This is a genomic window from Shewanella donghaensis, assembly GCF_007567505.1.
Taxonomy (GTDB): domain Bacteria; phylum Pseudomonadota; class Gammaproteobacteria; order Enterobacterales; family Shewanellaceae; genus Shewanella; species Shewanella donghaensis.
The window spans coordinates 4,489,477-4,510,464 of record NZ_CP041783.1; the positions used below are offsets into that span (position 1 = coordinate 4,489,477).

Annotated in this window: 17 protein-coding genes and 1 other RNA gene; 13 read left to right on the top strand and 5 right to left on the bottom strand. The window is 38.7% G+C overall.

Going from position 1 to position 20,988, the window contains the following annotated elements; genetic code table 11:
* Positions 1-32 precede the first annotated feature (32 nt).
* A complete protein-coding gene (locus FPK91_RS19175; RefSeq protein WP_144213444.1) occupies positions 33-2,720 on the bottom strand; it encodes an EAL domain-containing protein in 2,688 nt (895 codons plus the stop codon).
* Between the two features lie 463 nt (positions 2,721-3,183).
* Here FPK91_RS19175 and FPK91_RS19180 point away from each other — a divergent pair, with 463 nt between their 5' ends.
* The 5 genes from FPK91_RS19180 (at position 3,184) to FPK91_RS19200 (ending at position 8,259) form a co-directional block, all read left to right on the top strand.
* Positions 3,184-3,525, top strand: a complete 342-nt coding sequence (locus FPK91_RS19180) for a zinc ribbon domain-containing protein YjdM (RefSeq protein WP_144213446.1) — start codon at positions 3,184-3,186, stop codon at positions 3,523-3,525.
* A 217-nt stretch (positions 3,526-3,742) separates the two neighbouring features.
* On the top strand, positions 3,743-4,075 hold the full coding sequence (locus FPK91_RS19185; protein WP_144213448.1) for a c-type cytochrome: 333 nt from the start codon (positions 3,743-3,745) through the stop codon (positions 4,073-4,075).
* Positions 4,076-4,078: 3 nt separating this feature from the next.
* Positions 4,079-5,488: a cytochrome-c oxidase, cbb3-type subunit I gene (gene ccoN / locus FPK91_RS19190; RefSeq protein ID WP_144213450.1), complete on the top strand. Its 1,410-nt coding sequence runs from the start codon at positions 4,079-4,081 to the stop codon at positions 5,486-5,488.
* Entirely contained in the window at positions 5,478-6,092 is a 615-nt protein-coding gene (locus tag FPK91_RS19195; RefSeq protein ID WP_144213452.1) for a cbb3-type cytochrome c oxidase subunit II, read from the top strand. Before ccoN ends, FPK91_RS19195 begins: the two co-directional genes overlap by 11 nt.
* 1 nt (position 6,093) lies before the next feature.
* A complete protein-coding gene (locus FPK91_RS19200) occupies positions 6,094-8,259 on the top strand; it encodes a c-type cytochrome (RefSeq protein WP_144213454.1) in 2,166 nt (721 codons plus the stop codon).
* A gap of 44 nt (positions 8,260-8,303) precedes the next feature.
* Here the strand turns inward: FPK91_RS19200 and FPK91_RS19205 are convergent, their stop codons facing one another.
* Entirely contained in the window at positions 8,304-10,382 is a 2,079-nt protein-coding gene (locus tag FPK91_RS19205; RefSeq protein WP_144213456.1) for a winged helix-turn-helix domain-containing protein, read from the bottom strand.
* A gap of 122 nt (positions 10,383-10,504) precedes the next feature.
* Here FPK91_RS19205 and FPK91_RS19210 point away from each other — a divergent pair, with 122 nt between their 5' ends.
* Together FPK91_RS19210 and FPK91_RS19215 are read left to right on the top strand one after the other, a co-directional pair.
* Complete coding sequence (locus tag FPK91_RS19210; RefSeq protein ID WP_144213458.1) at positions 10,505-11,452, top strand: alpha/beta hydrolase family esterase; 948 nt, start codon at positions 10,505-10,507, stop codon at positions 11,450-11,452.
* The gene (locus FPK91_RS19215; RefSeq protein ID WP_144213460.1) at positions 11,427-12,266 is read left to right on the top strand and encodes a hypothetical protein; all 840 of its coding nucleotides are present in this window, start codon (positions 11,427-11,429) and stop codon (positions 12,264-12,266) included. Before FPK91_RS19210 ends, FPK91_RS19215 begins: the two co-directional genes overlap by 26 nt.
* A 79-nt stretch (positions 12,267-12,345) precedes the next feature.
* Here FPK91_RS19215 and ssrA read toward each other — a convergent pair.
* Together ssrA and smpB are read right to left on the bottom strand one after the other, a co-directional pair.
* Positions 12,346-12,700, bottom strand: a transfer-messenger RNA (tmRNA) gene (gene ssrA, locus FPK91_RS19220).
* 72 nt (positions 12,701-12,772) lie between these two features.
* Positions 12,773-13,270 carry an SsrA-binding protein SmpB gene (gene smpB, locus FPK91_RS19225; RefSeq protein ID WP_144213462.1) on the bottom strand — a complete coding sequence of 166 codons (498 nt, stop codon included), beginning with the start codon at positions 13,268-13,270 and terminating at the stop codon, positions 12,773-12,775.
* A gap of 203 nt (positions 13,271-13,473) precedes the next feature.
* On the opposite strand from smpB, the gene FPK91_RS19230 reads away from it, so the two are divergent.
* Both FPK91_RS19230 and FPK91_RS19235 read left to right on the top strand, forming a co-directional pair.
* A complete protein-coding gene (locus FPK91_RS19230; protein ID WP_144213464.1) occupies positions 13,474-13,911 on the top strand; it encodes a type II toxin-antitoxin system RatA family toxin in 438 nt (145 codons plus the stop codon).
* The gene (locus tag FPK91_RS19235) at positions 13,901-14,236 is read left to right on the top strand and encodes an RnfH family protein (protein WP_144213466.1); all 336 of its coding nucleotides are present in this window, start codon (positions 13,901-13,903) and stop codon (positions 14,234-14,236) included. The genes FPK91_RS19230 and FPK91_RS19235 overlap by 11 nt, the downstream gene beginning before the upstream one ends.
* A gap of 183 nt (positions 14,237-14,419) precedes the next feature.
* Here FPK91_RS19235 and FPK91_RS19240 read toward each other — a convergent pair whose 3' ends face one another.
* Positions 14,420-14,935, bottom strand: a complete 516-nt coding sequence (locus tag FPK91_RS19240) for an outer membrane protein assembly factor BamE (protein ID WP_144213467.1) — start codon at positions 14,933-14,935, stop codon at positions 14,420-14,422.
* Between the two features lie 304 nt (positions 14,936-15,239).
* Here FPK91_RS19240 and FPK91_RS19245 point away from each other — a divergent pair, with 304 nt between their 5' ends.
* From FPK91_RS19245 to aceB, 4 genes are all read left to right on the top strand, one after another.
* Positions 15,240-16,061, top strand: coding sequence for an SAM-dependent methyltransferase (locus FPK91_RS19245; RefSeq protein WP_144213469.1), 822 nt, complete (start codon positions 15,240-15,242; stop codon positions 16,059-16,061).
* A 32-nt stretch (positions 16,062-16,093) separates the two neighbouring features.
* Entirely contained in the window at positions 16,094-16,303 is a 210-nt protein-coding gene (locus tag FPK91_RS19250) for a hypothetical protein (RefSeq protein WP_144213471.1), read from the top strand.
* 49 nt (positions 16,304-16,352) lie between these two features.
* On the top strand, positions 16,353-18,062 hold the full coding sequence (locus tag FPK91_RS19255; protein ID WP_158638101.1) for a GGDEF domain-containing protein: 1,710 nt from the start codon (positions 16,353-16,355) through the stop codon (positions 18,060-18,062).
* A 1,259-nt stretch (positions 18,063-19,321) separates the two neighbouring features.
* The gene (aceB, locus tag FPK91_RS19260; protein WP_144213476.1) at positions 19,322-20,977 is read left to right on the top strand and encodes a malate synthase A; all 1,656 of its coding nucleotides are present in this window, start codon (positions 19,322-19,324) and stop codon (positions 20,975-20,977) included.
* Positions 20,978-20,988: the final 11 nt, after the last annotated feature.

Below are 20,988 nucleotides of genomic sequence, written 5' to 3' on the forward strand. Positions count from 1 at the left end.
CTTGTGAATTAGTTGTTGAGTACTCGATAAGATTAATCTTTTCCTAATGCTGCCGCTATTGTCGGTTGTGGTTTTCCTAATAAAAAACCTTGTGCGTAGTCAATTTTGTAATGCTTGACCATATCCAATACCTTGTCAGAATCCACAAATTCAGCCACCGTTTGAATATTCATTTTTTTAGCGAATTGAGACACTGTTTCCACTAAGTGCTGAGCCTTTTTATCTTGGTCTAAATGTTGAATCAGTGAACCGTCAATTTTAATGATATCCACATCTAAACTCAGCAAATGCACAAAGTTTGAATAACCAGCACCAAAATCATCAATGGCAATTTTACAACCAAATGGTCTTACCTTAGATATAAAGTCAGCGACAACCGAGTAGTTGGTTATCTCATCGCTTTCTAGTAACTCAAAGGTTAACCGCTTCGCGATATTTGGAAAGCTACTGAGTAAATTCAGTAATTGATTAACAGACTCTTGTAGCACAATGTCATCAAGAGAAATATTGACAGAAAACTCATAAGGTTGGTCATGAAATAATGCAAAAGATTTTGCCAGCATACTTTGCATTAACTGAGGATAAATTCGAGACTGAATGGCTGTTTTCATAAACATTGCAGGTGGTAGGTAGGTGCCATCACCTTGCTTTATACGCATTAAGCATTCGAATTTAGGCTCTGAACTGCCATTGATTGGTTGAATGACTTGTATAAATGGGGTTACAGCATCGTTTGCCACTGCGAGTGCCAGCATGCGGCTTTGATGCATGTTTTCTTCAAATGCTTTGGGGTCGGCCATTGATAATGAAAAAAGCTGATAACGCTTAAAGTGCCTTAAGGCTATTCTTCTGGCTAAATCGGCATGTTGATGAAGTTGAGAGTAGTTTTCATCAATACAGTGTGCACCACCGGCACTGAGGTTGATGTGAATTTCATTACCGTTAACCATGATGGCATGTCGGGTCACATCATCAATGATGGTTTCGGCTAATTGCTGTAATAGGGGGTCATTAATGTGTTTACTTATTGTGACGACAAATTCATTGGCACCGGTTTTATAAACCGTGTGCATCTCAGCGACTTTAGATATTCGCTCTGAAATTACTTTAATGATGGCATCGCCCGTTTTGACACCATAGAAATCATTAATCTGCCCAAACTGATTGATGTTGAATGCTATTAAGGATTCAGCCGATTGCTCCGACAAGTCCATATAAAGCTTTTTACGGTTGGGCAGACCGGTAAGGTTATTAAAATAAGCTTCGGTAAACAGGTTGGTATTTTGTTGTTCATTTTTTTTAAAGCTATCAACCAATGACTCTCGCATGATCTCAAAGTCTTCTGCCAGCTGCTGGATTTCATCTTGGCTGTTAATGGATATCTTTTGATTAAGATCGCCTTTAACTATTTTTTGAGTCCAATTGGTGAGCGTTAAAATATCTTTGGTGACGATTTTACCCACACGCATTAATAACCAACTGGCTAAACCTAATATTGCAGCCAACAGCAGTAGTTGGAAAAACAGCATATTGAAGAGTTCTGCACCATAGAGTTTTACCTGAATAGAGGCACCGTAAAACCCTTTAAGCTGACCACGGTATACGATAGGTTGCATAAGCTGACTAAAGCCCAGTACCCATTCAGCTTGACGAGTACGCGTGGTTTCAATTGTACGCATCGTACGGGGTCGTTTTTGAGTCAGCAATTGGCCAGCTAGCGCTTGCTCTTTGGCTTGAGGTATTAACTGAGCCCATAAGCCATTCATAAAGTAATCTTCAGTATTTACAAAGCCTAGTTTTATTGCTCTGTCTTGCTGGATTGATTCATTTTGACGTCGGTGATGCAAACTAATTAATTGGCCATTTTTATCTAATACCGCAAAGTCTGAAAGGGTGATTTGAAATAAGCTATTTTGTTTTTTATCTATGCGGGTCGTTGCTTGGGAGAAAAAGTTATCAATGGTATTTGAGATGTGTCGTTGTTGATTATCTAGGTTTTCAAAATCGATGTTGTTGCTGGCTAACAACAAATGCATATTATGTAGCGTATCGCTGACTGAGAGCTTAATAAGTTGTCTATTCTGTTGAAGCTGGTAACCAAAAAATACAATTTGAGCACAAACCAGAATAATGACATTACTGATGACCAGCTTACGATAAAAGGGCATTCTTAAGTGTAATAGCCAATATAAAAAGGGTTCTAAAACGCAAAAAAGAAGCAGTGCTCCAATTATCGACAGCATAATAAACTGCATCATCGAACCGGCTTTTATCCAGTCAAAAATATATAAAACCGAATTTTCTCCGCCCCAAGGGTTGGTGGCTATTTGAGGGTTGTTAGGGTCTAGAATCCAAATGGGATTATCTTGGCCTTCAACATGCAACACCAATTTATATTCTATATCTCCGGGGTGGACTGGGAGAGCATAGTGCCATTGCTGCGCTGATGTTGGCAGCATTTCATAAAAAGGGTCATCACTATACCAGTCTGAAAAACTACCACTGACAAAGACCTTGTTTATTCTAGTGTCGGGAGTAATGGCATTATGACGATAAAAATCATCAGCAAGCGGCAGGGTAAGATTGATGTCATGAGGGCTCAGAGCATCAGCCGTCATCGTGCTAATAAGCCAGTTTTGAATGGGCAATAAGCATACTAAGGCAAGTAAAATACTTAACCTAATGTTCCATTTATGAAGATAATGAGTTACTAAACTCACAGACACGACCTTGGATCTTTTATAAGTAAAAAATATGATTAATTTTTATTAACCTTTAACATTCAATATGATGTGCAAATTAGTTTAGGTCAACTGGCTGAGCGATAATAAATCGATGAAACAGTGTTCGCAATTATTTCCAATCGGTAGCAAGGTCTGAATATTTTCTTCTGTAATGATGTTTTTCGGTGTCATATCCCCCTTGGTTGAATACGGCTGTTTTCTGTATATTTAGTTATTAATATTAGTTAAATTTGCAATTGAAGATTTAAGTAAAGTATTAATGAGGTTTTTTAGATACTTTAACTAACTTCACATCAAGGGTTGAAACTGTGAAGAGTCGCAACTTAGCCTCCTAGCAGGTAGCCAGTATCTTGCGTATAATATTAATTATCTATTTCTGCATTAAAGTGTTGTTGAACGTGCTTAATGCAAGTAATCATTAAATTAAAGAGAACTCATCATGAGCAATATCCCACCATGTCCAAAATGTGAATCAACCTATGTTTACGAAGATGGCTCACAGCTAGTTTGTCCAGAATGTGCTCATGAATGGAACCCAAACGAAGAAATCGTTGATCCTGATGCAATAATCTTAAAAGACGCAGTAGGTAATCTACTTGCTGAAGAAGACAAAGTGACGCTAATTAAAGACCTTAAAGTAAAAGGTTCTTCATTAGTGCTTAAAGTAGGTACTAAAGCCGTGATTAAACGTTTTGTAAATGGTGATCATGATATCGATTGTAAAGTTGATGGTCACGGTCAAATGATGCTGAAATCCAAGTTTGTTAGAAAACAAAGCTAATTACGCTTTACACAGAATCTAATTGATTTTGTATGATTAAAAACCTGCCTAGTGCAGGTTTTTTTGTTTCAGCTCAAAGTGCCAGAATATGATCAATAGGAGGGGAGTAAATAACCGTTCGAGTAAGGGCATTTAAATCTTATTATCCATAATCATGGAAAAATGAGAGATTTATACTAGTTTCAATAGGGTATATGAAACTATAAGCGAGTTAAGAATGAACCGAATATCCCTACTAGTTATGCTTACTATCGTGTCTTTAAATGTTAAAGCTGACTACGGACCATCATTTGAAATCGGTAAACAAAAAGCTAAAGTATGCATGACATGCCATGGCGAAGATGGTATCTCTACTATCGACCCATACCCCAATCTACGTGGCCAAAAAATAGGTTATTTGATTTCCTCCTTAAAAGACTACCAGTCTCGGCAACGAACCAGTGGCTTAGCTATTTTGATGCAACAGCAGGCAGACGCTTTATCTGAGCAAGATATTAAAGATATTTCTTACTACTTTTCAGTTTTGGGTACTAAAAAGGAAGGGGAATAATATATGTCACAAGGCATAGAGCTTTATGATGTCAAAGTCGTTAGGTATTTTATTGTCGCTGCTGTGGCGTGGTCTGTCGCAGGGATGTTTATCGGGGTGGTACTCGCGGCACAACTTTATTGGCCAGCGCTTAATTTTGATTCTGAATATATTCAGTTTGGCCGCTTGAGGCCTTTGCATACATCAGGGGTTATCTATGGTTTTGTGGTAAACATGCTTATGGGGACTTCGTTATATATCGCCCAAAGAACGGGCCAAACAAAACTGTTTAATCAAAGCTTATCTTGGATGGTGTTTTGGGGTTGGCAATTAGTGCTTTTACTCGCGTTAATAACACTACCTATGGGTTACACCTCGAGTAAAGAGTATGCCGAACTAGAATGGCCAATTGATTTGTTAATTGTGCTGGTGTGGGTGCTGTATGCGGTATTGTTTTTTGGCACGATAGCTAAGCGTAAAGTAAACCACATCTTTGTTGCTAATTGGTTTTTCGGTGCATTTATTATTGTCATCGGTCTTATTTTTGTACTCAATAATTTAGCCATGCCAGCGTCTGCTATGAAGTCTTATTCAATTTATGCTGGGGCGCAAGATGCCATCATTCAATGGTGGTGGGGCCATAACGCGGTTGGCTTTCTGTTAACGGCTGGCATTATCGGTATGAATTACTATTTCATCCCTAAAATTTCTGAACGTCCAATTTACTCATATCGCTTATCTGTAATCCACTTTTGGGGATTAGTGGGTTTTTATACATGGGCGGGAACGCATCATTTGCTTTATTCATCAGTCCCTGTTTGGGTGCAGAATATTGGTATTGTGATGTCTCTTATCTTATGGCTTCCTTCCTGGGCAGGTGCATTTAATAGCGCAATGACGTTACTGCAAAACAAAGAGAAGTTGAAAACAGATTACATCATGTGGTTCTTCATGTCGGCGATTCTTTATTACTGTTTGGCGACATTTGAAGGGCCATTGTTGGCGATTCGTTGGTTTAACATGCTGGCGCATAACACTGAGTGGATCATTGGTCATGTGCATTCTGCTGCACTGGGTTGGGTGGCAATGTCCGGTATCGCGATGTTCTATTATTTTATTCCTAGGCTTTGGGGTAAAAAGGAGCTTTGGTCCAACAGACTACTTAAATGGCATTTTTGGTTAGCGCATTTAGGCGTTGCACTTTATGCCATCGCGCTTTGGGTTGCGGGTATAGGCGAAGGCTATATGTGGCTTGCACAGCAAGAAAACGGTTCATTGGCATACAGTTTTGTTGAAGCGATGGATTTTAAAGCCCCTTGGTTATTTGTGCGATTCTTTGGCGGTGCATGTTTTGTATTAGGTTTGCTGGTAATGGTATTTAATCTTTATAAAACGGTTTCGTTGCAGCAGGAGGATATAGCCGATGCTAAGTAAAGATTTTACCCAATCGCTCGTTATCCTCATTGCTGCCACTATTGTGGTGGCCAGTTTTTCTATTTTGGTACTTATTGTTCCAAATTTAGTTCGAACAGATGAGATAAGAGCGACCTCATTGGCTAAGCCATTAACCGCTTTAGAAGTAGCGGGTAGAGATATATATATCAGCGAAGGTTGTCATGTTTGTCACACTCAAATGGTGCGTAACATTGAGCCTGAAGTAAAACGTGATGGACGAGCCAATAAAGAAGGGGATGATATTTACGAATATCCGAATCTTTGGGGTTCTAAAAGAACGGGTCCCGATTTAACTAATTTAGGCCGAAAGTATTCGGCTCAGTGGCAGCGTTTACACCTTATTAATCCAAGACAAGTGATACCAACCTCCATAATGCCCGCTTATCCATGGTTATTTGAACAAGTGTTAAGCGGTGACGATATTGAAAACAAAATGCGTGTTCTGCAAGGATTGGGAGTGCCATATACCGATAAAGAAATAGAACAGTCGCGTCTTGTTGTAAAAGGTGTGACGAAAGGAGAGGCTTTGGTTCACTACTTACAAAGCTTAGGGAATGATACAGCCAGCGATCAGGAGCGTTAACATGACTGTTTTCTGGAATACTTGGGTCGTTGTACTCATTCTTATCTTTCTCGCCTTTATGGCGTTAGTGGTGCTTAAGTATTGGCGTACTGAGCATACTGCAGATAAAGATAAAACGATAGATACCTTTGATGGTATAAAAGAAAATGATGCTCCACCACCTCGTATATTTTATCTGTCGTATTTGACCGCTTTTATTATTGCAGCAGGATTTTTAGTCTTATATCCGGGGCTGGGTAACTGGGCCGGATTGATGGGGTGGGAGCAAAATGAAGATGCGCTTAGCTCACCTGTTACAGATCTGAACCTTCAAATGAAGCCATTAACCGATCTCAGTTTAATTGCATTAGCCAATAATGCCGATGTTACCAACAGTGGGGAGTTACTGTTTCAAAATCATTGTGGCGCTTGTCATCGCGCGAATGCTCAGGGGCAAAAGCACTTTCCTAACTTGATTGACCATGAATGGCTATATGGCGGAACTGAAGCAGATATTTTGTATTCTATTGAACAGGGACGTCATGGTGCTATGCCTGGCTGGAAAGGCATATTATCCGAAGATCAGATTTTAAAGATGTCTTATTACATTGCTTCGTTACAACGCAGAAATTTAAATGCGCCACAAGTTAAAGTGGATTTAGGCAAAGAGATATTCGTTCAATATTGTGCGAGTTGTCATGGCGATGGCACAGTAGCTAATACTGACATTGGTGCGCCACTATTATCTGATGATATTTGGCTTCATGGCGGTAGCATAGAAGAGATAAAGCACACTATCGAATTTGGTTTAAACAATTTGATGCCCGCGTTTTCAGAACAGTTAAGCCGTAATGAAATTTTGGCTATCGGCGCTTACATTACTGCCCAAAGAAACAAATATGACGAGAAGCTTGCAGCACTTGATCCCAAATCAGTTTCAAGAGGGGAGTACTTGGCTAATGCTGGTGACTGTGTCGCTTGTCATAGCTCTGAAAGTGGTGAGCGTTTTGCTGGCGGGCTGCCTTTTAAAACCCCTTTCGGTATGGTGTATTCAACCAACATAACGCCTCATTTTAGTGAGGGTATTGGTGACCATAATTATACCGAGTTTAAAGCTGCGCTATTTGATGGCAAAGGGAAACATGGGTATTTATATCCTGCAATGCCGTATACCTCTTATCAGTATCTAACCGACCAAGACACGCAAGATTTGTGGGGCTACTTACAGTCGATTACTGCAGTACCGAGACAAAATGATCAAAATGCCATGATATTCCCATCGAATATTCGAACCGGTTTATTGGGTTGGAACTTAGTGTTTATGGATACTGACCCGCTGTCGTATTCGGCACCTGAGCACGTTGAACTTAATGAGCAGGAGCTAGAACAATGGCAAAGAGGCAAGTATTGGGTCATGGGGCTAGGTCATTGCTCTGAATGTCATACTCCAAGGAATTTGGCACAAGCCTTAATCCCAGAGAAAATATTTCAGGGTAATATTATTGATGGTTGGAATGCCCCTAATATTACGGCACAAGAGTTATATGAGGACCGATGGGACTTAGTGTCTTTGACTGACTTCTTACATACAGGGCACTCATCAAAAGGCTCAGCTTTTGCTGGTATGGCAGATGTCGTTAAAAACAGCACCAGCTTAATGACCCGTGATGATATTGAAACCATTTCCCGTTATTTACTGGTGGGCGATCGTTATAACACGATTCCAGATGGTCAAAAGCAGTTATCACCGACAGGGTTTGTTGAATCATCCTTTTCTGAGGCGCAGATGACGGCTTATGACATGTATGCTGAAACATGCGGAGCATGTCATGGTGCAGATGGTAAAGGGCGAGATCCTATAGCGCCAACATTATTAAATAACGGCATCATCATGCATAGCGACCCTTTTAATACTATTGCAGTGACGATTCGTGGATTAGCACCGACATATTTGGATGAAGAGCGAAACTTTATGCCAATGACAAGCTTTCAGAATGTGTTATCTGATAATGAATTAGCAAAACTGATTAGCTTTGTACGTTTGTATTTAGGGGACCGAAAAGAGCCAGTAACAGCAGCTCAGGTTAAAGAGGTTCGGCAGCAGTTAGAAAAAGCAGGTTTTGCAGGAAACCTACATACTACACCTGATATGTACGACCATAAGGATAAGGACATCAATATTGACTAGTTTCCTTATGACAGAATAATGCCTGCTAATGCAGGCATTATTATTTATATCAAACTTTCCATGTTAGCTTGCCAGATATTACTAACTGAGCGTTCTTTAAGTTCACATATTATCGCTTTTAAGTGAGTATCGGTTCGACAATACTGGAGAGGCTTTTCGGCGTGTTCATATAGTATCGAGGTTTCCTTACTTTTAAGGTTATATTGTTTTAACTGTCCACCTTGTTGGTAAGTAAGGTTATCACTATTTACTTGCCAATTATTCCAATCGGTTACAGGGATACCTTCAACTAATAAAAACTCCTTTTCAGTTGTCACCTCTTTATAAAATATCCCTTTAGAACTGAACTTTGTGTAAAATAAATATCCATTTTCAATATGCCCACTATAGCCTTCGGTATTTGTCATTAATGCAGTTTCTTTTGTCGCTAGATTTAAAGACCAAAGATTCCAGTTTTCATTTTTTTCTGCGCTAAATAATAAGTGCTCATTTCCTATAAAGCTAACGTAATGCACATTGTTAAAATCAAACTTGACGCTATTCCATTGCATTGAGTTAATGTTTAAAAGGTAGAGTTTATCATTGACTGAAGCCACGACTTTACTGTCATCTTCAGACCAATCTATTGTTGTCAGATGCCTGATTTTTTCAGGGAAATGAGTATCAATAATTCCTCCATTGACGTCACGGATGAGTAACTTAGAGGTTAGCGGCGTTTTGCTGAAAAAGATGATGCGCTCAGAAGTGTTGGCAATAGCTGCCTTACCATTCATACCAACCAAGTTTGTTAACATGATTTGATTTAAATGGCTTAAATCAATGTTTACTAGATTTGATTGTGTATCACTTTTTTCAAATAATAATGCGTGTTCACTTTTTATAGAAAGCCTGCCAAAGCCTGTAGTGGATTTCACCATAGTGGTTAGTTGCTGCGATAAATTAATATTTAATAAGCCCTCTGAGTTACTGGCTAATAGCTGCTTTGAACGCCACCAAATAATCGACCGGATACCTTTTGGCACATTTTGGTGCTGAATTACTTCTTGAGTATTTAAATCATAAAGCTGTAGTTGATCCGTCTCTTCACTCTTGTATTCAATCATCGCTATCTGTTGTTTGTTAGGTGAAAGCTCAAATGCTGTATAACCTAACCCGTTACCTGTTGCGCCGGGTATCGCTAATTGTTGAACCCTGAAACTGGAAAGCGAAATTGAATATATTGAATACGGATGGCTTACCTTGCTACGGTAGCGATAGTAAACAGTATTTGTATTGCTATTAAATACCAAGTTATTAATGATTGATTGACCGCAATCAGTGATTTTTTGGGTTAATTGAGATGCGATATTAATTAAAACAATTTCACATTTTCTCTCATTGAGGTTGTTTAGTCTTGCTGCCAGCAGGTTAGTGTCATCATGAGGAATCACATCTGTGTAGTAATAACTATCGTCAGTGATTGGAAATGATTGACCTTGTGAATCAAGCTTTTTAATTTGGGCAAAGGACTGAGGGTCAGGTTTATATAAAACAAACGTGTCTTGAGTTAAAGGGTCAAAATATGGGTTGAAGGTGCTGTTATTCGTTGTTGTTATAGGACTTTGTTTAGTCACTTCAACAGAATGTGCATTCTCAGTAATATGTGATTTTGTAAAGACAAAAACGATTGATAAACTCACTAGAATGAGAAAAGACGCACTGAGAATAAATCGATGACTTAAAGTCAATTTATTATCACTTTTTGATGCGTTGGTTGATGATAGAGCTAAATTTACTGAAGATTCATTCTCAATTTTAACTGCTGTTTGAGGGTATGTTTGCTTAACGTCAGCAACAAATTGATATCCCACTTTACTGACAGTTTTAAGATATACGGGTTTTGCAGTATCTTGTTCTATGATTTTTCTTAATTGACCCACAGCTCTGTTAACTGCAGCTTCAGAAACAACTCTTCCTTCCCATACTGTGTTAATTAACTCATCTCGAGATAATGCTCGATGGCTATTTTGGCAGAAAAATATTAACAACGTAAATAATTTAGGTTCAATATTAATCAATAAACCATTTTTTATCAAAGTGACTTTTTCAGTGTTAACTTCAATACTATCAAAGTAGTAAACCATATTTCCCTTGTGTTCTTTCTATCCATTATCATTTTATTATAAAAAAATCATCACTCGATTAAGCAAATAAACCAAGGCGTTGAGACTGTTTATTAGATTACAGTAATTTAAAGGATATAAGAATGACAGCGCTAAAATCAAAACATCACCGACTCTCAATATTACCCAACCCCTTTTCTATTCAACAAGGATGCTCATATTTTTCAAAAACAATTATCGTTCTTTCAATATCCTTAATAGGGCTGCTTGGCTGTGGTGGCGGGTCTGATTCGAAGCCTGCCACTAAACCAGCAAAGCAAACTGAGACTTGTGTTGGGCAAGCCTTATTAGAGGGGGCAAGTTGTCTTTCATTTCAAAATCGAGAGGCGGTTGTTTACCAGCCGACAGGAGTTCCAACTGCGATTGCTATATTTCTTCATGGTGCACCTGGGCATCCTAATAAAGTGATACAGCTTTTTGACGGAAAAATGTTAGCTAACACCGCTTCTTGGTTATCTGTTGCTCCACAAGGAGGGGCTGGAGGAACCTGGGGATGGAGCAGTTTAAATGATGTTCAAGCTAGTAATATAGACGTGAATTATGTGAGTGATTTACTCGATGAATTAACTGCTAGATACAATGTGACGTCAGACAAAGTTTACATCATGGGTTATTCTGCTGGCGGCTTTATGGCTTATAAGTTGGCCTGTCAAATACCTGAAAAGCTAACCGCTGTTATTTCGTTAGCGGGTCAATTTAGAGGTGAATTTGAGGAGTGTCCTACATCGACAGCCATAGCACTACATCATTTTCACAGCCCATCTGATACTGATGTGCCAATGGAAGGTAGAGCTTTTGGAGACATAACATCGGTTGGGAATACATTAAATCATTGGCGGCTTATTAATGGCTGCGCTGAAACTTCGACTATCACCGAAAATACAGGGGTCACATCGACAAGTTCTGGAACCGCGACAACGCAATGGGATAACTGTTTCAAGCCTGTTAGCTTTTCAAGTATGGCTAATGTAAGCCACGAGAGTAGTTATCTATCGGAGGTTTTGTATGACATCTATAAAGGAAGCCTTTAAGTTTAGCTCAACAACCGTGTTGGTTTTAATCGTACTGATAGCCAATTCGGGTTGTAACCAAGATAGTCCAACGGTTGCTATTGTTAAGAATGAAATAACTCAAGGAGGTAGCGCTAATCAAGCAGTTTTAGACCACAATTTACCAGTACCTAATAATCAGAATACAGCTCAGTACCGTATAATTTTATATGGAAACAGTCATGTAGCAGGCTTGTCTGGTTTAATTAGTAACTTAATAAAAACAGGTAAACCACAATCAGAGACAGAAGTGGTCGTTTATGGTGGTGGCTATCTAGTGGACTCTTACGCTAAAGATTCAGCGCAAGAAAGATTAGAGGAGGGAAATTGGACACACGCAATTTTTCAAGCTCAAAAGTACTCTCAATCACAAACCGCTAGTTATCCGACTATAGCAGCGCAAAAGTGGTTGGATAAGGCAAAGTCGTTAGGAGTGACACCGATACTGTTTCCTGAACATGCGCAAAAAGGCAATATTGCAGAAGGGGATTATGTTCTGGGTATTCACAAAGCCATAGCCTCACTTCAGGATACCTGCCTTGCACCAGTGCCTTTAGTGTGGAAAAGAGTATTACAAATTCGGCCAGGGTTAGCACTTCATCATAATGATGGAAATCATGCCGCTTACTTAGGTCGATTTCTGACCTCGTTAGTTTTTTATGAAGTCATAACAGGACAGTCTGCAGACTTGCTACCTTACATCCCTTCTATTGAAGTAACTGAAGAGATTCAAACGCTATTTGGACAACTGGTGTCAGAGGTGATTGCAATGGAGGAACCATGTGGCTCTGTCTAGCATCGGGCTGTTATTTTTAATAGCGACTTGATTTTAGGCAAAAAAAGACCACCTATTGCTAGGTGGTCTTTTTAGAATTTGGTGGAGGCGGCGGGATTTGAACCCGCGTCCAGAAAGCCTACATCCAAGGCGCTACATGTTTAGTCTCTCTATTGATTAACCAAGTACACTCCGAAAGACAGGATTGCAATTGGCGAGTCCGATACTATTTCGCGGTTCACCCTCGGACGGAGTTCCCTCGCTATCAAATGTAATATGACCATCTTGAATCCCTGCCCATTTGAGAGACGTGGGTAAGATGGCTAGCTAGCCTAAGCTGCTAGAGAGTAGTTAGAGTCGTTAGCAACTATAACAGTGCGGCTTTTTACGAGGCCAACCGCCCCTCGACATGCTCCCAGGGTTTCGTGAATCCTGTCGAATCCAGAATCGCCCCCAAAGTCCGTTGATTGTATCGGGTAAACACAAAAATACCTAATGCATTTCACCAATTAACAATCGTTTGTTCATTATCCGTCCAGTCGACTCTTTTTCATGACCCGTGATTGTTCAACTTTCCATTCACGTTCTTTAGTATCCTGGCGCTTATCATGATCTTTTTTACCTTTACCTAGACCAATCTCTACTTTTACCCAGGCTCTTTTACGCCAGTAAAGAGAAAGTGGTACTAAGGTGTAGCCTTGACGCTCAATTAAGCCTTCAAGTTTATCAATTTCGCTGCGCTTCAAGAGTAATTTTTTAGTACGAACAGGATCGCATACTACATGGGTGGTTGCGGTATTAAGTGGCTGAATAGTACAGCCATGCATAAATGCTTCACCATTTTTAATGAAAACATAACAATCCGCTAAGGTGACTTTACCCATTCGTAAAGACTTAACTTCCCAACCTTGTAGCTCTAAACCGGCTTCGACTTTTTCTTCGATTTTAAATTCAAAGGTCGCGCGCTTATTACGTGTAATCTGAGCGGGCGGATTCTTTGAGTTTTTTGAATTCTTTTTTACCATAATCGCGTGTTATACCCGCTGTTATCCCATTTAAAAACTCTGCTATTTGTTCACATTTGGCAGAGATTGGGGAGATAATAATCTAATCAATGGATTATACCCAAACCGCTTAAAGATGCGAGTATATTCATCAAGCTGTAATGGATGCGTTTTCGTGGGAGCATGTTAAAATCGACCTATTGTTTATATGAGTGTTGTTTTTCATGCCAAAAATTTCAAAAAGTGTACTGGTTCGATTTAGTGCAATGCAGATGTATGATCTCGTTAATGACGTTGAGTCGTATCATGCATTTTTACCCGGCTGTGTTGGTGGCAAAGTGTTAGAGTTTGATGGTAAGACGATGGTTGCATCTGTTGATGTATCCAAAGCGGGTATCCGTAAAACCTTCACTACCCGTAATCAAGTCGTCCCTGGTAAAACAATTGAGTTAAGGCTTGAAAATGGTCCATTTAAAAATTTAGATGGTATTTGGCATTTTACCGCGCTAACTGATGATGCTTGCAAAGTGGAGTTTGATTTAAATTTTGAGTTTTCAAATCCATTAGCAGATTTAGCGTTTGGTAAGGTGTTTAAAGATCTTATGAATTCCATGGTCACGGCATTCACTGAAAGAGCTAAGGTTATTTACAATGACAAATGAAGTTGAAACGTTTGCGGTTGATGTGATTTATGCACTGCCTACACAGCAAAAAATCATTACCATTAATGTGACGCCTGGAACGAGCTTCATTGAGGCGGTTAAACAAAGCAATATCGTCAGCTTTTTCCCTGAAATCGATCTAGAAAAAGTCAAACTAGGTGTTTTTAGCCGCCAAGCAAAACATGATGAAGAGTTAGTTCAAGGTCAGCGTATTGAAATTTATCGTCCGCTGATTGCAGATCCTAAAGATGTTCGCCGTAAACGTGCAGAAAAAGCCAAAGAAGAAGGCCGAAGCAATAAGATTACTGGCGCGAAAGTGACATAGTATTAAAGTGAAACAGTACTTAAGTGAAACAGTATTAGTGAGTTATTACTTGAGTTTGCATTGCTCTAATAGGTAATAGCACGACGCTAGTCACGAATGAAAATACCATCGCTGGCAAATGGACATAAAAAAAGGAAAGAATATCATTATTCTTTCCTTTTTTATTTGAAGAAACTAATCAGCTTATTGACTGTCCTGCTGCGGGACATCATTTTCTGTTTCTAAACGCTCTTCTTCAATAAATGGTTTAGGGTTTTTTCTGATCGCATCAGGCTCTTGCTCTGGCAATAGCGGCTCAATAACTGAAGGCGATACAGTCGGTAAAGCGCCTTCATTTAGCGGTGTATCAAAATCGTCATTAATCTTGTAATCACCTTCTACTCTTGTCAGTAAATCGCCATCAAAGTACAAAATTAATTCTTTGTGAGTGACTTCCGCATTACGTCCACTCTTGAAGTGATACACATAATACCAAATGTTATCGGCGAAACTATCGCGAAGTACTGGGCGGCCTAAGATATATTCTGCCTGCTCTTTGGTCATATCGACACGCAGTTTTTCAACCTGTTGTAGCTCCATGTAGTTACCTTGGGCTATATCAGGTTTGTAAATTAAGTAGTCAAAAACGCTACATGCACTTAACGATACTGAAAGCGCAACTGCGCCTATAAGGGTAAGACTTTGTTTTTTATTTATCATTGTCTGCGCTATTTCCTAAAAATCTGACGACATCATACCCAAGGCCTCCCTATGCTGACAAGTGGCTATTGATACTTCATTCTCTATTCAATGGGACTTAGGACACAATAACCAGTAAGTTAGTTCAGATTATTTGACGATTTAACTTGAAGTGAGTTGTGCTTTTGTTACCTAAATGTAGATAAGTATGGTAAATCTAGATGTAATTAAATAAGATTGATTATCAATAATTTTTTGCCTAACAAAGGCTGATGATTATTTTTGGAATAACATTCATTCATTTGCCTATAAGAAATTTTAAACGATGTCACAACCTCAACTTGAATCAGTAAAAGCGGGACGTTTAGTTTTTGTTGGCACGGGATTACAACTCGCTGGTCATATCAATAAGTTGAGCCAAAGTTATTTAGAAAATGCAGATATCGTGTTCTCTATTGTGCCTGACGGTTTTTCTGAACGCTGGATAAGCAGTTTAAATAGCAATCATATGTCACTGCAGTGCCATTATGCGCAAGGTGATGAGGTAAAAAGCAGACGTAATACTTATGCTGATATGGTGGAAACGATTTTGACTCAGGTGCGTTTAGGCTTGCAGGTTGTGGTCGCGTTATATGGGCACCCAGGGGTATTTTCTTGTATATCACACATAGCAATTAAACAAGCCATAGCTGAAGGGTACGATGCCAATATGCTCCCAGGTATTTCTGCTGAAGCATGTTTATGGGCTGACTTGGGAATAGATCCTGGGACATCAGGACATCAAAGTTATGAAGCAACACAATTTATGCTTTATCAGCATACGCCTGATCCTACCACCAATTTATTACTTTGGCAGATATCTATAGCAGGCGAGCATACCTTAACTGAATTTGATACTAACCTGCGACGTTTAGAAATTTTGGTTGATCATTTATCACAGTGGTATCCCCAAGATCACCAAGTGGTTATTTATGAAGCTGCCAATTTACCATTTCAATCACCAAGAATAGAACGTATACGTTTACAAGACTTACCCACAGCTGAGCTGACTATGATCAGTACGTTACTTATTCCACCATCACAACCACTCAAATTTAATACTATGATGTTAGCGAAGCTAGGTATCACCGAGAGTGATATTGGATAAACACACCCTTTAAATAATTATTAGGAAATATAATGTCAACATTAACAACATTTTTTACTCAATTAGGTTCAGATGCTAAATTATTAGAAGCATACAAGAAAGACCCTCGTGGCGTTATGGCTGCTAATGGTTTATCTAACCAAGAGATTGAAGCTGTGATGTCTGGAGATAAGAAGCAAGTTAAAACGTTAGCTGGTGATGCTGATATGAAATCTTTTTTACTTATTCACCATCTTTCGTAGTTAATTATAATTATTGATGGTTAAGATATTTATTAGGCTATTTTATTGCTTGTCAATTTTTATTCTTGCTATATTTAATAGTGAGAAGCTTTGTGCTGATGAAATTGATGATAAATTAGATAGCCTTGAGCAATCATTGGTGCAAAATGTTGTTCATTCAAATATTCAGCTTGATGAACTTTTAGCTATTTCCAGCCAATTTAATAGCAATCAACAAGTTAAACTCTATACACTAAAATCTATTTCCCACCTTTTATCCGGTCAATATAAAAAGACAATAATGCTGTTAGACAAAGCGTTATTATTTGAGCCAAATGACGAGCAACTAACCAAAATTTACAGTTATAAAATCACAGCAAGTATCGCATTAAAGCGTTATGGTGACGCTTTTGGCTTACTAGAAAAAAGCCTCGCTCGAGTTGAAACATTTGAAGATGATAATATCAAAATTAGTGCGTACGTCAGGCTAATGAATACCTATCTTGATTTAGAAGCATATGATGAGGTAACAAGGCTCAGTGAAATTGTTTTTGATTTAAACAAAGGTAAAGATGCGCAATCGCAATGTTATACCATGCTTTTATTTGCAGCTGCTCATTCATCATTAAATATAGAGCCTTACGAAAAAAAATTACAATTGTATGACGATACCAAAAGTTATTGTAAGGCAAACAACTTGCCCTTAATTGAAGCAATGTCAATTAAAGGTAAAGGTGTTGTTGAATTTAAATTTGGCCGTTTTCAAACTGCAGAAGCATACCTTCTCTTGGCCTTGGAAGGTTACCAACCGTTTAAATTTGAGCTTGAAATTAACAATATTCATGCCTTGCTGAGTGAAGTGTATTTTAATCTGCAAGATTACCAACAGGCAATTTTGTACGCTAACCTAGTAAACGAACTACCCAATGAACCTGTTAATTATGAAGTTAAGGAACAGGCTTATAATGTGTTATCAATGATTGCCAGTAAACGTGGCCAATTTAAAGAAGCATATCAATATCAGGTTCAGGCACATGCGATTAGTGTTCAGTTAATCAATGATAAAAAAGTAAGAGAAACAGCTTATCAAATGGCTAAGTTTGATAGTGCTGAAAAAAGCCGTGAATTAAACAAACTGGTGCAAGATCATGAAATGGTAGCTAAACAGCGTAGCATTATGAATAACGAGAAAAGTTCTTCTTTTATGTTCTCCACTGTTTTAAGCGGAACCGTGGCTTTTTTAAGTTTGTTGCTTGCAACAGCCTGGATGCAAAGAAATCAGTTTAGAAAACAAGCTCAAGTGGATTCACTGACTGGGATTTTTAATCGTGGTACAGGGCAAGAGCAAGCCGAGAATGAATTTATTCAGGTACAAGCTCGAGGTGGGGAATATAGCGTCTTAGTGATGGATTTAGATTTCTTTAAAAATATTAATGACAGCTATGGTCATGCAACAGGTGACTGGGTGTTGAAGAAGGTAGCCGAAATATTAACTACAGAGAGCCGAGATACTGATATCGTTTGCCGAATGGGCGGTGAAGAATTTGCTATATTTATGCCATTTTTGCCGAAAGCTACAGCGGTAGAATTAGCGGAACGAATTCGCAGTGAAATAGAGTCGATGAACACGCGGTTTTCTGGACATGAGTTTGCGGTGACTGCAAGTTTCGGTGTGAGTGAAATAACCTCAAATGATCTCAGTGTCGATCCACTACTTAAAAAGGCGGATGTGGAATTGTACCGTGCCAAATCTGAAGGGCGTAATAAAGTGTGTTCTTAATAACTCGGTAGGTACACTTAATCTGTTACAACCTCTCATAAGAAATTGCCCCTTACTGTGTACAGCTTTACTTGACCACATCAGGCTTCTATTAGATCACTTTTCTCATTCTTGTACTTATCTGTTACATCTATCTAAAACTTCTATATAAAATCTATTGCTTCACTTATTGTTTCTTTGGCTTTAGGGAGCGTTTGAACATACTCATCAACCTCAACCTCAACCTCAACCTCAACAGTAAGCTTGCCGTATGGTCTACTCAATCCTCTCAACGTTTAATTGCTTATTCCTAGTACTGCAAAGCGTCAATCACGGCGATGTGAGCTACCTATACTTAAATTCATCTTATAAAAACTAAAGTCATCGTTGCGCACCACTTTCTTGAAGCCAACAGCCTGTTGAGTGATTAGTACAGTTCAACTGGCTAGTATATATAGTGATGATCAATCAGCCTGAACCCTAATCTTCAACATAAATGACTCTCGACGCTTCAACATTGCTTTAGGTTCATTCTCTATTCGACTACTGCTAACAAAGGATTAGATTTTTCTGGGCGCTCCTTGGTGAGGTTTATCGCCCATGCCAGTCAAAAATATAAAAATTCGTGTTTTTATAACTTTTAATAAAATAAATATACTTTTTTTCAACTAAACCATGATTTTTTATGATGTTGATCGGGTTACATCGGTTCGCGCCTAGAGTAAATATTCTAAAGTGATAGTTGCGTTTACGTAAACGTAAGATTAAAACGTACGTTTTAATTTGGGTTTGTATTGCAGTTAGTTAAGTTTATGATTTTAATGCGCTTACTTTCTTTACTCTTAGGTTAGTTCAAAACGAATGGTCGTTTCTACTTTAGTATAGAGTGATAAAAATGATGTAAATATAATTATCCAATGTGTAATTTAATAACGCTTAAGTTTACTCTTTTGCCTCGTTGGTAAATTTGTAAGACAATTTACCAATTAACATTTCGTTAAAAAGCATTTTTTGAATAGTACTCTTAAAATCATATACTTATAGTGCTATTTGTTTTGGTTTTACCAATTTACCTCACCTTCTCGCATCTGTTTTTTCAAGTTTAAAGCAGTTGCAAATGCAAACGTTTCTGGTTAGGTTTTAGTACGAAACAAACATTTGATGGTTAAAAAATAGTTGGTTTGTTTTAAGAGATGCGGAATCAGTTCTTTATTAAATAGAGAAACATTAAATTTCCATAACTCATCTTTTGAAACGAATTATCGCTTAAGGGGCTATATATGACAGCAGAACAATTAGTGGCTAAATATGCTAAATCACAGCCAAGTGCTGCAACTGATTTACCTACAAGTGCAGAGCTTGCATTAATTGGCCCAGAGGTCCCTGGACAAGATGTTATTTTTAATGATGGTGCACTGTCATTACTTGCAAGTCTCTGTGGTGAGTTTGCACAAGAGGTTCCAGTATTACTTAAGCAGCGACAGTTAAAGCAGCAGCGTATAGATAATGGTGAGCTTCCAGACTTCTTACCTGAAACTCGTGCAATTCGAGATGGTGAATGGTCCGTTAGAGGTATCCCGGAAGACCTTACCGACCGCAGAGTTGAAATTACAGGTCCTGTCGACCGTAAAATGATTATTAATGCTTTGAATGCGAACGTGAAAGTGTTCATGGCAGATTTTGAAGATTCACTGGCTCCTAGCTGGGAGAAAGTTGTTCAAGGACAAATAAACTTACGTGATGCGGTTCGAGGTGATATTAGCTTCACTGCAGAAACCACAGGTAAGCATTACAGTTTAGATGAAGATCCTGCAGTACTTATTTGCCGAGTTCGTGGATTACACCTTAAAGAAAAACATGTTGAGTTTAAAGGCGAGTCTATTCCTGGTGGGCTTTTCGATTTTGCGATGTATTTCTACCATAACTACCACCAATTACTCGCTAATGGCAGTGGACCTTACTTTTATCTTCCTAAGCTTGAAAGTCATGTTGAAGCACGCTGGTGGGCAAAAGTGTTTGCATTCGTTGAAGAACGTTTTTGCTTAAAACCTGGCACGATTAAATGTACCTGCCTTATTGAAACATTGCCTGCAGTGTTCGAAATGGACGAGATTTTATATGAATTACGTTCAAATATTGTGGCATTAAATTGTGGTCGCTGGGATTACATCTTTAGCTATATCAAAACCTTAAATAAGCATGCTGATCGAGTATTACCAGATCGCCAAGCTGTCACCATGGATACGCCATTTCTCAGTGCATATTCAAGACTGTTAGTTAAAACATGTCACAGACGTGGTGCGCTAGCTATGGGCGGTATGGCGGCACTTATTCCAGCTAAAACAGCGGAAGATAACGAAAAGATTTTGCAAAAAGTGAAAGGGGATAAAGAGCTTGAAGCCCGCAATGGCCATGATGGTACATGGGTTGCTCATCCTGGACTCGCTGATACTGCAATGTCCATATTCAATGATTATATCGGCGCTGGTACTAACCAACTACATATTACTCGTGATGTTGATGCGCCTATTTTAGCTGCAGAGTTACTAACACCTTGTGACGGTGAGCGCACAGAAGAAGGCATGCGTTTAAACATTCGTATCGCAGTGCAATATATCGAAGCATGGATACAAGGTAATGGTTGCGTTCCTATCTATGGATTGATGGAAGATGCAGCTACCGCAGAAATCTCTAGAACATCTATTTGGCAATGGATTCAACATGAAAAGTCATTATCAAATGGCAAGTTAGTCACTAAAGACTTGTTTAAGTCAATGTTAGTTGAGGAATTAGTTAACGTTGAAAATGAATTAGGAAAAGAAAGATTTACACAAGGTCAATTTACAAAAGCGGCGAGATTATTTGAAGACATTACGACTTCTGATGAGCTGGTCGACTTCTTAACATTGCCAGGGTATGAGTTATTAACAGCCTAAAGCGAAGTTGA